The 13772-nt window shown below is 66.9% G+C and carries 14 protein-coding genes; 1 reads left to right on the plus strand and 13 read right to left on the minus strand.

Annotated elements, in window-relative coordinates; translation table 11 throughout:
- Nucleotides 1-443 precede the first annotated feature (443 nt).
- Nucleotides 444-1505, plus strand: coding sequence for an integron integrase (locus AC1Q6P_RS07350; RefSeq protein WP_492663239.1), 1062 nt, complete (start codon nt 444-446; stop codon nt 1503-1505).
- Nucleotides 1506-1591: 86 nt separating this feature from the next.
- Here the strand turns inward: AC1Q6P_RS07350 and AC1Q6P_RS07355 are convergent, their stop codons facing one another.
- The 13 genes from AC1Q6P_RS07355 to AC1Q6P_RS07415 form a co-directional block, all read right to left on the minus strand.
- Nucleotides 1592-2785 (minus strand): acyl-CoA dehydrogenase, encoded by a 1194-nt coding sequence (locus AC1Q6P_RS07355; RefSeq protein ID WP_492663238.1) that lies wholly within the window; start codon nt 2783-2785, stop codon nt 1592-1594.
- 187 nt (nt 2786-2972) lie between these two features.
- Nucleotides 2973-3401, minus strand: coding sequence for a RidA family protein (locus tag AC1Q6P_RS07360; RefSeq protein ID WP_492663237.1), 429 nt, complete (start codon nt 3399-3401; stop codon nt 2973-2975).
- Entirely contained in the window at nt 3398-3910 is a 513-nt protein-coding gene (locus AC1Q6P_RS07365; RefSeq protein WP_492663236.1) for an acyl-CoA thioesterase, read from the minus strand. Before AC1Q6P_RS07365 ends, AC1Q6P_RS07360 begins: the two co-directional genes overlap by 4 nt.
- Nucleotides 3911-3937: 27 nt before the next feature.
- On the minus strand, nt 3938-4636 hold the full coding sequence (locus AC1Q6P_RS07370; RefSeq protein WP_409994045.1) for an ABC transporter ATP-binding protein: 699 nt from the start codon (nt 4634-4636) through the stop codon (nt 3938-3940).
- A gap of 41 nt (nt 4637-4677) precedes the next feature.
- Nucleotides 4678-5487: an ABC transporter ATP-binding protein gene (locus AC1Q6P_RS07375; RefSeq protein WP_492663235.1), complete on the minus strand. Its 810-nt coding sequence runs from the start codon at nt 5485-5487 to the stop codon at nt 4678-4680.
- On the minus strand, nt 5484-6473 hold the full coding sequence (locus AC1Q6P_RS07380) for a branched-chain amino acid ABC transporter permease (protein ID WP_492663234.1): 990 nt from the start codon (nt 6471-6473) through the stop codon (nt 5484-5486). The genes AC1Q6P_RS07375 and AC1Q6P_RS07380 overlap by 4 nt, the downstream gene beginning before the upstream one ends.
- A gap of 30 nt (nt 6474-6503) precedes the next feature.
- Nucleotides 6504-7424, minus strand: coding sequence for a branched-chain amino acid ABC transporter permease (locus AC1Q6P_RS07385; RefSeq protein WP_492663233.1), 921 nt, complete (start codon nt 7422-7424; stop codon nt 6504-6506).
- A gap of 14 nt (nt 7425-7438) precedes the next feature.
- Nucleotides 7439-8641, minus strand: a complete 1203-nt coding sequence (locus AC1Q6P_RS07390) for an ABC transporter substrate-binding protein (RefSeq protein WP_492663232.1) — start codon at nt 8639-8641, stop codon at nt 7439-7441.
- A 61-nt stretch (nt 8642-8702) separates the two neighbouring features.
- Complete coding sequence (locus tag AC1Q6P_RS07395) at nt 8703-10358, minus strand: AMP-binding protein (RefSeq protein ID WP_492663248.1); 1656 nt, start codon at nt 10356-10358, stop codon at nt 8703-8705.
- A gap of 23 nt (nt 10359-10381) precedes the next feature.
- Nucleotides 10382-11542, minus strand: coding sequence for an acyl-CoA dehydrogenase family protein (locus tag AC1Q6P_RS07400; protein WP_492703118.1), 1161 nt, complete (start codon nt 11540-11542; stop codon nt 10382-10384).
- A 15-nt stretch (nt 11543-11557) separates the two neighbouring features.
- A complete protein-coding gene (locus AC1Q6P_RS07405) occupies nt 11558-12412 on the minus strand; it encodes an enoyl-CoA hydratase family protein (RefSeq protein ID WP_492663230.1) in 855 nt (284 codons plus the stop codon).
- Nucleotides 12409-12966: a MarR family winged helix-turn-helix transcriptional regulator gene (locus tag AC1Q6P_RS07410; RefSeq protein WP_492663247.1), complete on the minus strand. Its 558-nt coding sequence runs from the start codon at nt 12964-12966 to the stop codon at nt 12409-12411. Before AC1Q6P_RS07410 ends, AC1Q6P_RS07405 begins: the two co-directional genes overlap by 4 nt.
- 5 nt (nt 12967-12971) lie before the next feature.
- Entirely contained in the window at nt 12972-13769 is a 798-nt protein-coding gene (locus tag AC1Q6P_RS07415) for an SDR family NAD(P)-dependent oxidoreductase (protein WP_492663229.1), read from the minus strand.
- Between the last annotated feature and the right edge of the window lie 3 nt (nt 13770-13772).

A 13772-nucleotide genomic window follows, 5' to 3' on the forward strand; every position in this document is an offset into this window, starting at 1 on the left:
CAACTCGGCCTTCGAGAGTAGCGCCAAAGAAGCGTAGGCATTCGGGATCGACGTGCGCTCCATGTGCGGCCTAACGTGTTGTATATCGCACCCACCCGCCGCTTATCACGGCAGGTGTCGCAATAACCGGAGGGCAGAACGGCCGCGCAAGGGCTTGTCGGCGCTGACTTTTTTCATCGATTGACTGTTTTTTCATACAGTATTAAATTTCATGACAAAAGCCGCGCTGCTTACAAAGTGCCTGACCGGTTCGCGCGGTGCCGTCAGGAGTGAGGCAGGTCAGCATGTTGCCATCAAATCGCGGGTTGTTGCGTCCGCCTCCATGGTCCGACGCCGAGCATTCAGACGCCCTCGCAGGACCTGGTTTACCGTTGTCGTCCCAGGCGCCCGAACTGAGGCCGCAGCCACAACAACCCGCAGCGGCGGAGCCTCCGGCTACGCCAATGCCTCGCCCCATCAAACTGCTCGATCAGTTGCGCGAACGGGTGCGTTTGCTCCATTACAGCCGCAGCACCGAACAGGCATATGTGTACTGGTCGCGCGCCTTCATCCGCTTCCATGGGATGCGACATCCCCGCGAGATGGGTGGGGCGGAGGTGGAGGTCTACCTGACGCATCTGGCTTCAGATCGCGGTTTGGCACCCTCCAGCCACCGACAGGCACTGTCTGCCCTGCTCTTTCTCTATGGGCAGGTCTTGGGCCTGCAACTGCCCTGGATGAAAGACATTGGCCGGCCCGTGCCCAAACGTCGCTTGCCGGTGGTGCTGAGCATGGGTGAAGTCTCCTCGGTGCTGCAGGCCATGGAGGGCGAACATCAACTCCTGGCCCAGCTTTTGTATGGCACGGGCATGCGCATTTCCGAGGCGCTGGGCCTGCGGGTCAAGGATCTTGATTTCGCCCAAGGCGCGATCTACGTGCGTCAGGGCAAAGGTGCCAAGGACCGGGTGGTCATGCTGCCGACCTCATTGGCTGCGGCGCTGCGCGAGCAACTGGCCCGCATTCGGCCCATCTGGTGGGGCGATGTGGAAGCCGGGCAGGCCGGCGTGGATTTGCCCTACGCCCTGGAGCGCAAGTACCCGCGCGCCGGCAGCAGCTGGGCCTGGTTCTGGGTCTTTCCGCAAGCGCAACTGTCCACCGATCCCCGCAGCGGCGTGATCCGGCGCCACCACCTGTATGCCGAGACCTTTCAGCGCGCCTTCAAGCGAGCAATAAAAGCCGCCCGCATCAGCAAGCCCGCCACACCGCACACCCTGCGCCATTGCTTCGCAACGCATTTGCTGCAAACCGGCTACGACATCCGCACGGTGCAAGACTTGCTGGGGCACGCGGACGTGGCCACCACCATGATCTACACACATGTGCTCAAGCTGGGAGGGGGCGCCGTGCGCAGCCCGATGGACTGCCTGCCACGCCAGCTGCGGGAGCCGCAGGCACTCTACAGAGTGGTACTGCGGCCCAACCTACAAAGGGGCATCGGACACGACCGATTTGCCCTGCTGCACTGAAACAGCCGCGAGCCGCAGCGGGCGCAGCTCGACAAGCCGTGTGATCGCGCAGCCCAGCCAGATCGCAAGCCACGCAGGCGCGGGCTTCAGAACGCCGCAATCCCCGTCTGCGCCCGTCCCAGGATCAGGGCATGGATGTCGTGGGTGCCTTCGTAGGTGTTGACCACCTCCAGGTTCACCAGATGGCGGGCGATGCCGAATTCATCGCTGATGCCGTTGCCGCCCAGCATGTCGCGGGCCATGCGGGCGATGTCCAGGCTCTTGCCGCAGCTGTTGCGTTTCATGATGGAAGTGATCTCCACCGCAGCCGTGCCTTCGTCCTTCATGCGGCCCAAACGCAAGCAGCCTTGCAGGCCCAGGGTGATCTCGGTCTGCATATCGGCCAGCTTTTTCTGGATCAGCTGGTTGGCGGCCAGGGGCTTGCCGAACTGCTGGCGGTCCAGAACGTACTGGCGGGCGGTGTGCCAGCAGTCTTCGGCCGCACCCAGCGCGCCCCAGGCGATGCCGTAGCGGGCGCTGTTCAGGCAGGTAAACGGACCCTTCAGGCCGCGCACCTCGGGGAAGGCGTTTTCTTCGGGGCAGAACACGCCGTCCATGACAATCTCGCCGGTGATGGAGGCACGCAGGCCCACCTTGCCGTGGATGGCCGGGGCGCTCAGGCCCTTCCAGCCCTTCTCCAGCACGAAGCCGCGGATGGCGCCTTCGTCGTCCTTGGCCCAGACCACGAAGACATCGGCCACCGGGCTGTTGGTGATCCACATCTTGGAACCCGTCAGGCTGTAGCCGCCGTCCACCTTCTTGGCGCGGGTGACCATGGAGCCGGGGTCGGAGCCGTGGTTGGGCTCGGTCAGGCCGAAGCAGCCGATCCATTCGCCGGTGGCCAGCTTGGGCAGGTATTTCTGCTTGGTGGCTTCATTGCCGAAGTCGTTGATCGGCACCATGACCAACGAGCTCTGCACGCTCATCATCGAGCGGTAGCCCGAATCCACGCGCTCCACCTCGCGGGCGATCAAGCCGTAGGCCACGTAGTTGAGGCCCGGGCCGCCGTACTCGGGCGCGATGGTGGGGCCCAAGAGGCCGATTTCGCCCATCTCGCGGAAGATGGCCAGGTCGGTGCGCTCATGGCGGAAGGCCTCGAGCACGCGCGGCGCCAGCCGCTCCTGGCAGTAGGCCGCCGCGGCGTCGCGCACCATGCGCTCGTCGTCGCTGAGCTGCGCGTTCAGCAGCAGGGGGTCGTCCCAGTGGAATGAAGGAGAAGGTGCCTTGTTACTCTTGCTCATGGTGTGTCTCTCGATCTGTTTTCTTCGTTCGTGGTCTCTGAAAGTGCGGCTGCTTGGCACCAGCCGCGCTTGTGGATCTCATCGCGGCCTGGGGTCCAGGCTCTCGGACCAATCGCCACTTCGTAACGCCACTGTAACCAGCAGGCAGCTCAGCCCGGCTGAGGCAGCGCAAAGTCCGAGTTGGCGTTCAAGGTATGACGGCGGTGACCTCGATCTCGACCTTGGCCCGGTCTTCCATCAGACCCGCCACCTGCACCGCCGACATGGCGATCTGGTACTCATGCCCCAGCACCTCGCGGTAGGCCTGGCCCACCTCGCGGCCGCGGGCCAGGTACTCGCGCTTGTCCAGCAGGTACCAGGTCATGCGGGTAATGTGGGCCGGCGTGGCGCCGGCCTCGGCCAGCACGGCCTTGATGTTGAGCAGCGACTGGCGCACCTGGGCGATGAAGTCATCGCTCTCGAACTGGCATTGCGCGTTCCAGCCGATCTGGCCGGCCACAAAGACCTGGCGGCCCGTGGCCGCCACGCCATTGGCATAGCCGCGTGGCGCGGCCCAGCCGGCCGGTTGCAGGATTTGTTTGTGGTCGGCGCTCATGCCTTGGTGGGTACTGCTCATGGGGAATTCACTCCTCGGGCCTGCGAAGCAGGCCGGTCAAGCGCGGCTTGCAAGGCTGCGCGCAAATCATCGGGAAAGGCTTGCGGGCGGTGGGTGTCCAGCGAGGTGCAGACCAGCACCTGCTGAAACACCACGCGAGGGCCGGGATGGGGCTCACTCGACTCGGGCGCCCTGCCCTCATCATCGCCCTCCCCCTCAAAATGCACCGTCAGCCCCAGCGAGCTGCGGCCCAGGCGGGTGATGGCGATGCGCTGGATCAGAGTGTCGCCCATGCGGCTGATGCGCCGGAAATCGGTGGCCAGGTGCACGGTCGGCAGGCCCACACGGCGCGGGCCCAGCAGATGCGAAAAATCCACGCCCAGGCCCTCGCTGACCCAGTCTTCGATCAAGGCATTGAGCATCTCGAAATAGCGCGGGTAAAAGACGATGCCGGCCGGGTCGCAATGGCCGAAACGCACCCGCTCGCGGCGCTCGAACACCCAGCGGGGAGCGGGCTCGCTGAGACTCATGTTTGCGTTCATATTCGTGCTCACCAATCACACCCCCAAGTAACGCTGCCAGAGCTCGGGTTGCGCGGCCAGCTCGGCCGAGTCGCCCGACCAGACCATGCGGCCGCGCTCCAGGATGTGGTGCCGGTCGGCCAGGCGGATCAGGCGCCGCACGTATTTGTCCACCACCAGAATCGTCTGCCCCGCTGCGCGCAGGTGATCGAGGCAGCGCCAGATCTCCTCCCGCACCAGAGGCGCCAGGCCCTCGCTGGCCTCGTCCAGCACCAAGAGGCGCGGGTTGCCCATCAAGGCGCGGGCAATCGCCAGCATCTGCTGCTCGCCGCCCGAGAGCTGGTTGCCCATATTGGCGGCGCGCTCTTGCAGGCGCGGGAACAGATGAAACACCCGCTCCTCGGTCCAGGGCTCGCGCGCGGCGCAGCGGTTGGCGGCAAAAGCCGTGAGGTTCTCGCGCACGCTGAGGTTGGGGAAGATCTGCCGCCCTTCCGGCACCAGGCCCAGGCCCAGGCGGGCGATGCGGTCGGCCGACCAGCCGGTCACGTCCTCGCCACAGAAGCGAATGCGCCCGGCCGTGGGCGCCATCCAGCCGCACAGGCAGCGCAGTGTGGTGCTCTTGCCCATGCCATTGCGGCCCAGCAGGGTCAGTACCTCGCCGGCCTGCAAACGCAAATCGAGCCCGAACAGCACCTGGCTGCTGCCGTAAGCGGCCTGCAGACCGCTCACTTCCAAAAGGGCTTCGCCGCCCGAGCTTTGCACGCCAGTTCCTGTGCTCACAGCGCGGCCTCCATTTCGTCACTGGCCTCGTCGCCCAGATAGGCGCGGCGCACCTCGGGGTGCTCGCGAATCTCCCGCGGCGTGCCGCTGGCGATGATGCGGCCGAACACCAGGGTGGAGATGCGGTCGGCCAGGCGGAACACCGCGTCCATGTCATGCTCCACCAGCAGCAGGGTCAGGCCTTGCTCGGCGCGCAGGCGCTGCAGCAGCAGCACCATGCGCTCGGATTCATCGGAGCCCATGCCGGCCATGGGCTCATCCAGCAGCAGCAGGCGCGGCTGCGCCGCCAGGGCCAGGCCCACCTCCAGCTGCCGTTGCTCGCCATGGGCCAGGCTGCCCGCCAGCTCGTCGGCCCGCGCCGCCAGGCCGCACAGCTCCAGCAAGGCGGCCGCCTGCTCCTGCAAGGCCCGCTCCGCCGAGGCGCGGCGCCAAAGGTTGGGCAAGCCGGGCCGACGCGCCTGCAAGCCCAGGGCGATGTTATCGCGCACGCTCAGGCGTTTGAAGATGCTGGTGATCTGGAAGGAGCGCACCAGGCCGGCGGCGACACGGCCGGCCATGCCCAGCGGGGTCAGGTCTTGCCCGTCGAGCAGCACCCGGCCACTGTCCGGCCGCAGCGCGCCCGAGAGCTGATGGATCAGCGTGGTCTTGCCGGCGCCGTTGGGGCCGATCAAGGCATGGATCTCGCCGCGGTGCAGGGCAAAGCTGGCCTCGTCCGTGGCGGCCAGGGCGCCGAAGCGCTTGCACAGGCGCTCGACCTGCAACATGGGCCCGGTGTTCTGCCCGGTGTTCTGATGTGCCGCGCTCATGCCCGTGCCCTCCAGCGTGCGGCCAGGCCGGCCAGGCCTTGCGGCGCCAGCATCACCACGGCCAGCAGCAGCAGGCCCAGGGCCATCTGCCAATGCAAGGTGTAGCCGCTGAGCAGTTCCTCCAGCAGCAAGAGCACCACAGCACCCAGGGCCCCGCCCCAGAGCGAGCCGGCGCCGCCGATGATGACCATGATCATCAGCTGGCCCGACTGCGACCAGTGCAAGGTGTGCGGCGTGACCAGGCCGCTCAAGTTCGCCAGCAGCGCCCCAGCCAGGCCGGCGATCGCCCCGGCCAGCACAAAGGCCTGCCACTGCAGGGCGAACACCCGCGCGCCCAAGGCATGCATGCGCGCCTCGTTCTCCTTGATGCCCTGCAGCAGGTGGCCAAAGGGCGAGCTGATCAGGCGCTGCAAGCCCCACATCACCGCCGCCGCCAAGGCCAGCAGCAGCCAGTACATCTGCGCATCGTTCTGCAAATTGACCAGGCCACTGAGCTGCGAGCGCTGGACCAGTGGCAGGCCGTCCTCGCCGCCGTAGGCCTTCAAGGACACGGCCAGGTAATAGAACATCTGCGCAAAGGCCAGCGTGATCATGATGAAGTAAACCCCGCGTGTGCGCAGGCTGATGGCGCCGATCAAGCCCGCCGCCAGGCCGCTGACCAACATGGCCACCGGCCAGGCGATCCAGGCCGAGCTGATGCCCGCGTCCATCAAGATGCCCACGGTGTACGCACCCAGGCCCACAAAGGCCGCGTGGCCAAAGCTGACCATGCCGCCGAAACCGAGGATCAGGTTCAGGCTGGACGCTGCAATCACAAAGATCAGCGCCCGGCTGGCCACGCCGGTGTAGAACTCCAGGCCCAGGGCTGTGAGCAGGGGCGGCAAGGCGGCCAGGGCCGCCAGCAGCGGCCAGGCCCAGAGCCCGAGGCCACGATGGTCGAGCCGGCTGAGCGCGGGCGCTGCGGTGTCGGTGCTGTTGTGCTTCATGGATGTGTGTTCGTGGGTCCGCATCGCATCTCAACCGCGCGCCGGGAACAGGCCCTGCGGTTTCCAGAACAGCACGGCCGCCATCAAGACATAGATCAGGATAGAAGCCAGCGCCGGGCCCAGATTGGCGGCCAGTTCGGGCGAGGCCAGCTGGCGCAGCGCGGCGGGCAACAGGCTGCGGCTGCAGGTGTCGACCACGCCCACCAAGAGTGCGCCGACCAGGGCGCCGCGGATGGAGCCGATGCCACCGATCACGACCACCACAAAGGCCAGGATCAGGATGCTCTCGCCCATGCCCACCTGCACCGCCAGCAGCGGGCCCAGCAGCGAGCCGGCCAGCGCGCACAGCGCCGCGCCGAAGCCGAACACTGCCGTGAACAACCAGCGGATGTTCACGCCCAAGGCCGTGGCCATGGGCCGATTCGAGGCCCCGGCCCGCACCCACATGCCGATGCGGCTGCGCGTCACCAGCACATAGAGCAGCAGCGCGACCGCCAAGCCGACACCGATGATGAGCAGGCGGTAGGCCGGGTAGTAGAGGCCCGGCAGCAGTTCCACCGGCCCGGACAAGGCCGCCGGCGTGTTCAGCATCACCGGCTGCTCGCCCCAGATCATGCGCACGCCCTCATTGCAGATCAGGATCAGGGCAAAGGTCGCCAGCACCTGGGACAGATGGTCACGGGCATAGAGCCGGCGCAGCACGGTCATCTCGAGCAACATGCCGAACACCGCCGTGCCCAAGAGCGAGCCCAGCACCGCCAGGCCGAAGGAACCCGTCGCCTGCGCCACGGCGGCTGCCAAGTAGGCGCCCACCATGTACAGCGAGCCATGGGCCAAATTGATCATGTCCATGATGCCGAACACCAGGGTCAGCCCGGCGGCCAGCAAAAACAGCATGAGTCCGAACTGCAGGCCGTTCAAGGCCTGCTCGGCGACGAGCACCCAATCCATCGCTGGGCCTCAGCTCACTTGGCCGCCATCTTGCACGACGCCGCGTAGGCGTCCGCATGGTTGCTGAAGATCTTGCCCAGGGTCTTGTTGGTGACGCGGCCCTGGGTGTCCTTGCCAATCACGCGCAGGTAGTAGTCTTGGATCGGGTACTGGTTGTTGTTGAACTTGAAGGCACCACGCACGGACTCGAACTTGGCGGCCTTGATGGCCTTGAGCAGCGCGTCCTTGTCCTCGATCTTGCCCTTCACATCGCGCACCGCAGCGTTCATCAGCAGGGCCGCGTCATAGCCCTGGCTCGCGTAGAGCGAGGGCAGGCGGCCGTAGTCTTTCTGGAAATCGGCCACGAACTTCTTGTTGGCGGCGTTGTCCATGTCATGCGCCCAGTGCGAGCTGTTGAACATGCCCAGCATGGGCTCGCCCACGGCCTTGATCACATCCTCGTCGGCCGAGAAGCCGGGGCCGAACAGGGTCACGTCCTTGGACAGGCCGGCGCCGACAAACTGCTTGATGAAGTTGATGCCCATGCCGCCGGGCAGGAAGATGTACATGGCATCGGGCTTGGCGGCGCGCGCCTGCGCCAGCTCGGCGGCGTAGTCCAGCTGGCCGAGCTTGGTGTAGATCTCCTCGACCACCGCACCCTTGTAGAAGCGCTTGAAGCCGGTCAGCGCGTCCTTGCCGGCCGGGTAGTTGGGCGCCAGCAGCACCAGCTTCTTGAAGCCCTTGTCCATCACCGTCTTGCCCACGGCCTCGTGCAGGTTGTCGTTCTGCCAGGCCACGTTGAAGAAGAATGGGTTGCACTGCTCACCGGCGTATTGCGAGGGGCCGGCATTGGCGCTGATGTAGGGCGTCTTGCTCTCGAACACGCTGGGGCCCACGGCCAGCATCAGGTTGGAAAACACGATGCCGGTCATGAAGTCGACCTTGTCGCGCTTGATCAGGCGGTCCGAGGTCTGCTTGGCGACCTCGGGGTTCTGCTGGTCGTCCGCCGTGATCAGCTCGACCGGCAGGCCGCCGAACTTGCCACCCGCATGCTTGAGCCCCAGCTGAAAGCCATCGCGGATGTCCACGCCCAGGCCAGCACCGGGGCCGGACAAGGTGCTGAGCAGGCCGACCTTGACCTTGTCGGCCGCCTGCACCGCAGCCTGGCTGCACAAGAGTGCGGCGGCAAGGGCTGCCAAGCGAAAGGACGAGACGCTCTTCTTCTGGGGCAAGTTCATGGCAAAGCTCTCCAAGGGACAGGTTGGGGTGAACAAACGATCAGCGACAGGACCGGACAACTCAAGCCGGCTGGCGCAGGCGGAAGCGTTGCAGCTTGCCGGTTTCGGTACGCGGCAGGCGCTCGCGGAACTCGATGGCGCGCGGGTATTTGTAGGGGGCAATGGTGGCCTTGACGAAGTCCTGCAAGGTCTTGCTCAGCTCAGGCCCGGCCTCGAAGCCGGGGCGCAGCACCACCACGGCTTTGACGATCTGGCCGCGTTCTTCATCGGCCTGCCCCACCACCCCGCACTCGGCCACGGCCGGATGCAGCAGCAGGGCCGCTTCCACCTCGGGGCCGGCGATGTTGTAGCCGCCGGAGATGATCATGTCGTCGGTGCGCGCCTGGTAGACGAAGAAACCCTGCTCGTCGACGAGGTAGGCGTCACCGGTCAGGTTCCAGCCGTTCAGCACATAGTTCTTCTGGCGATCGTCGGCCAGGTAGCGGCAGCCGGTCGGGCCCTTGACGGCCAGGCGGCCCACCTGGCCGGCAGGCAAGACCTGACCCTCCTCGCCCAGCACGCAGGCGCGGTAACCCGGCACCGGCCGACCGGTGGCACCGGGCCGGGCCGTGGCCTCGTCGTGCGAGATAAAAATATGCAGCAGCTCGGTGGCGCCGATGCCGTCGATCAGCTCGATGCCACCCTCACCCGCCGCCGTGCGGCCGCGGGTCGCCTCTTTCCAGAGCTGGCGCGTGGCGGCGGGCAAGGCCTCGCCGGCGCTGACGCATTTGCGCAGGCTGCTCAGATCATGCTGATCCAGCAGCGGGGCCATCACCCGGTAGGAGGTGGGCGCGGTGAACATGACGCTGGCGCCGTAGCGGGCCACGGCCGGCAGCAAGGCCTCGGGCGAGGCCTTCTCCAGCAGCACGGTCGAAGCGCCCACCGTCATCGGGAACAGCAGCAGGCCGCCAAGACCAAAGGTGAAGGCCAGCGGCGGGCTGCCGATGAAGACATCGTCGGCCTGCGGGCGCAGCAGATGCGGCGGCCAGCAGCGGCAGATGGCCATCACATCGCGGTGGAAATGCATGGTGCCTTTGGGCTGGCCCGTGGTGCCCGAGGTGAAGGCGATGATGCAGCAGTCCTCGGCGGCAGTGTCCACGGTGGCGAACTGCGCCGGCTTGGCCGCGGCGCGGGCCTCCAGGCCGTCGGGCGCCGCGCTGTGGAACAGCAGAGCCTGGGCCAGACCCGGGCAACGCTCGCGCGCCAGGCTCAGTTCCTCGGCCAGGCGCTCGTCGCACAGGGCGTGGCGGATCTCGGCTTTCTGGATGATCTGTTCCAGCTCCACCGCGCGCAGCAGGGGCATGGTGGCCACGGCGATGGCGCCCACCTTCATCACCGCGAACCAGCAGGCCGCCATGGCCGGCGTGTTGGCACCGCGCAGCAGCACGCGGTTGCCCGGCACCACGCCCAGCTCATCGACCAGCACATGGGCGATGCGGTTGGCCTCGGCCTGCAGCTGCGCATAGCTCCAGCGCAGCGGCTGGCCGTCAACGCCAAAGCCTTGCACACAGAGGCGATCGCCCTGGCCGCGCTCGACCCAGGCGTCCAGCAGCTCATGCGCGCAGTTCAGGCGTTCGGGGAACTGCAGCTCGGGCAGCTCGAAGATCAGCTCGGGCCACTGCTCGCGCGGCGGCAGGTGCTCGAAGGCAAAGCGGTCCTGGTGCGAGGTGTAGGTCATGGCAGTGCTGGAGGCAGAAGCGTTCATTTCAGCAAGTCCCGTCCGATGATCAGCTGCTGCACCTCGCTCGCGCCCTCGTAAATGCGCAGGGCGCGGATTTCCCGGTACAGCGATTCCACGATTTCGCCGCTGCGCACGCCGCGGCCACCATGCAGTTGCAACGCGGCGTCAATCACCTGCTGCGCGCCCTCGGTGGCCATGAGCTTGGCCATCGCCGCCTCGCGCGTGACCGTCTGGCCCTGGTCGCGCTGCCAGGCGGCGCGGTAGACCAGCAGGGCCGAGCAGTCCACGGTGCAGGCCATCTCGGCCAGCTTGGCCTGGGCCAGGGGCAGATCGGCCAGATGGGCGCCGAACATGGCCCGGCTCTTGGCCTGGGCCAGGCCCTCTTGCAGGCCGCGCCGCGCAAAGCCCAGGGCGGCGGCGGCCACCGAGGTGCGGAAGACATCCAAAGTGCGCATGGCGATCTTGAAGCCTTCAGCCGGCGCGCCGATGCGTTGACTGGCCGGGATGCGGCAGTCGCTGAACTTCAGCCGCGCCAGCGGGTGCGGCGCGATCACCTCGATGCGCTCGGCAATCTCGAAGCCCGGCGTGCCGGCATCGACGATGAAGGCGCTGATGCCGCGCGAACCGGCCGCTTCGCCGGTGCGAGCAAACACCACATAGAAGTCGGCGATGCCCCCGTTGGAAATCCAGGTCTTCTCGCCGTTCAAGACATAGCTGTCACCCTCCAGCCGCGCACTGCACTGCAGGGCCGCCACATCGGAGCCGGCCTGCGGCTCGGACAGGGCAAAGGCCGCCAGCTTCTCGCCGCGCGCCACGGCTGGCAGATAACGCTCTCTTTGCTCGGGCATGCCCGCCAGCGAGATCGCACCCGAGCCCAGGCCTTGCATGGCAAAGGCGAAATCGGCCAGGCCGTTGTAGCGAGCCAGGGTCTCGCGCAGCAGGCAGATGGCACGGGTGTCGATCACCTCGGCCGCACCACCGAGCGCCGTGCCGGCCACCGCATGGCGCAGCCAGCCACCCTGCCCCAGTGCGCGCACCAGGCTGATGCACTCGGCATCCACATCGGCACCGTGGCCGCTGTGCAGAAACTCGGCGCACCAGGCGTCCAGCTGTGCCGCCAGCTCGCGGTGGCGCGGCTCGAAGAACGGCCACTCCAGGTGCTTGAGCACGGGGTTCGCCATCGATTCACTCATCGCTCAATCCCCCTGAAACTCAGGCCGCTGCTTGGCCACGAAGGCGTGATACGCGCGGTGGAAATCCTGCGTCATCATGCAGATGGCCTGGGCCTGGGCTTCGGACTCGATGGCCTCGTCCACGCCCATGGCCCATTCCTGGTGCAGCATCTTCTTGGTCATGGCGTGGGCAAAGGCTGGGCCACCGGCGATCTGCTGCGCCCATTCCAGGGCCTCGGGCAGCAGACGCTCGGGCTCGACCAGGCGGTTCATGAAACCCCAGCTCAAGCCTTCCTCGCCGCCGAGGCTGCGGCCGCTGTAGAGCAGGTCCGAGGCGCGGCCCTGGCCGACGATGCGCGGCAGGATGGAGCAGGCGCCCATATCGCAGCCGGCCAGGCCGACGCGGGTGAACAGAAACGCGGTCTTGCTGCGCGCTGTGCCGACACGTAGGTCCGAGGCCATGGCCATGATGGCGCCGGCACCGGCGCAGACGCCGTCAATGGCGGCGATCACCGGCTGCGGGCAGGCTCGCATGGCCTTGACCAGATCGCCCGTCATGCGGGTGAAGGCCAGCAGGTCGGGCATGCTCATTTGGGTCAGCGGGCCGATGATCTCGTGCACATCGCCGCCGCTGCAGAAGTTGTCGCCCGCGCCCTGCACGACGATGGCGCGCACCTCATCGACATAGCTCAGGCGGCGGAACAGATCGCGCAGCTCGGCATAGCTCTCGAAAGTCAGCGGGTTCTTGCGCTCGGGCCGGTTCAAGGTGATCAGGCCCACATCGCCGTGCTGGGCCCAGCCAAAGTGCTGGGGCGTGTAGCCCTGCAGGCTCTGGCGATTGCCATCGCGCAGGTGTTCGCTCATGGCGCGTTCCGTCATTTCTTCTTCTCCTTGCTCGCGGGGCTGGTGGCCGCGCTGGCATCCAGTCCGCCCAGATGGTTCTTCAACACGGCCATCAGGCCGTAGAGCTGGTTCTTTTGTTCGGCCGACCAGCCGCCCAGCAGCTCCACCACCCATTGCTCATGCGTGGCCGCCATGCGCTTGAACTGGCGCCGGCCTTGCGGCGTGAGCTTGACGGTGAAGGAGCGACGGTCGCTGGGATGGGCCTCGCGCACCACCAGGCCTTCGGATTCCAGCTGGTCGGTGATGCCGGTGATGTTGCCGCCGGTCACCATCAGGCGCTGCGAGAGCTCGCGCATGGCCAGGCCTTCGGGGTGGCGCTCCAGCTGGGCCAGCAGGTCGAAACGCGGCAAGGTGGTGGCGAAATCCTGGCTCAGGCGCTTGCGGATCACGCCCTCCACCCGGTTGGTGCAGGCCAGCAGGCGCAGCCAGAGCTTGAGCGCCTGGTGGTGGTCGTCAATCACCCTCGATTCCAGGTCCGGCCCCAGGTCCAGGCCTGGGTCCAGCTCGGCGGGACCGAGGGCGCTTGTCATGCTTGTCATGGCAGCTCGCCTCCGCAGACCGAGATCGCCTGGCCGTTGATGGCCGCGCTATCGCGCCGCGCCAGCCAGAGCACGGTGGCCGCCACTTCCTGCGGCTGGATCAGGCGGCCCAGCGGGTTGCCGGCGGCCAGCTCGGCGCGCGCCTCCTCAGCGCTGCGGCCGGTCTTTTGCATGATGGTCTGCACCGCCCGGTCGACGATGTCGGTCTCGGTGTAGCCGGGGCAGACGGCGTTGACGGTGACGCTCTTCTTGGCCGTCTCCTGCGCCATCGCGCGGGTCAGGCCCAGCACGCCATGCTTGGCGGCGCAGTAGGCCGCCACATAGGCATAACCCGTCAGCGCAGCGGTGCTGGCCACATTGATGATGCGGCCGAAACCACGCGCCGTCATCACCGGCAAGACTTCGCGGCTGCACAAAAAGGTGCCGGTCAGATTGACCTGCAGCATGCGCTGCCAGAGCTCCAGCGAAGTGCGCGAGATCGGCGCGGTTTCGACCTGCCCGGCGTTGTTGACCAGGATGTCCACCGGCGCCAGCGCCGTGGCGGCGGCGAAGCCGCGCTGCACACTGGCCTCGTCTCCGACATCGACGATCTGAAACCCCACCTCACCCTGGGCCGCCAAGGCCAGCTGCTGCACCTGCAGGCGCTCGTGGTTGCGGCCCATCAAGCTGACGCGGGCGCCGGCCTGCAGCAGGCTTTGCGCAATGGCCGCGCCGATGCCGCTGCCACCGCCGGTGACCACGGCGTGCAGGCCTTGCAAAGGCAGCTGGACCAGAGGTGGAAAGTTGCCGGCCATGGC

This window comes from Roseateles sp. GW835-FHT13E02, assembly GCF_058794035.1.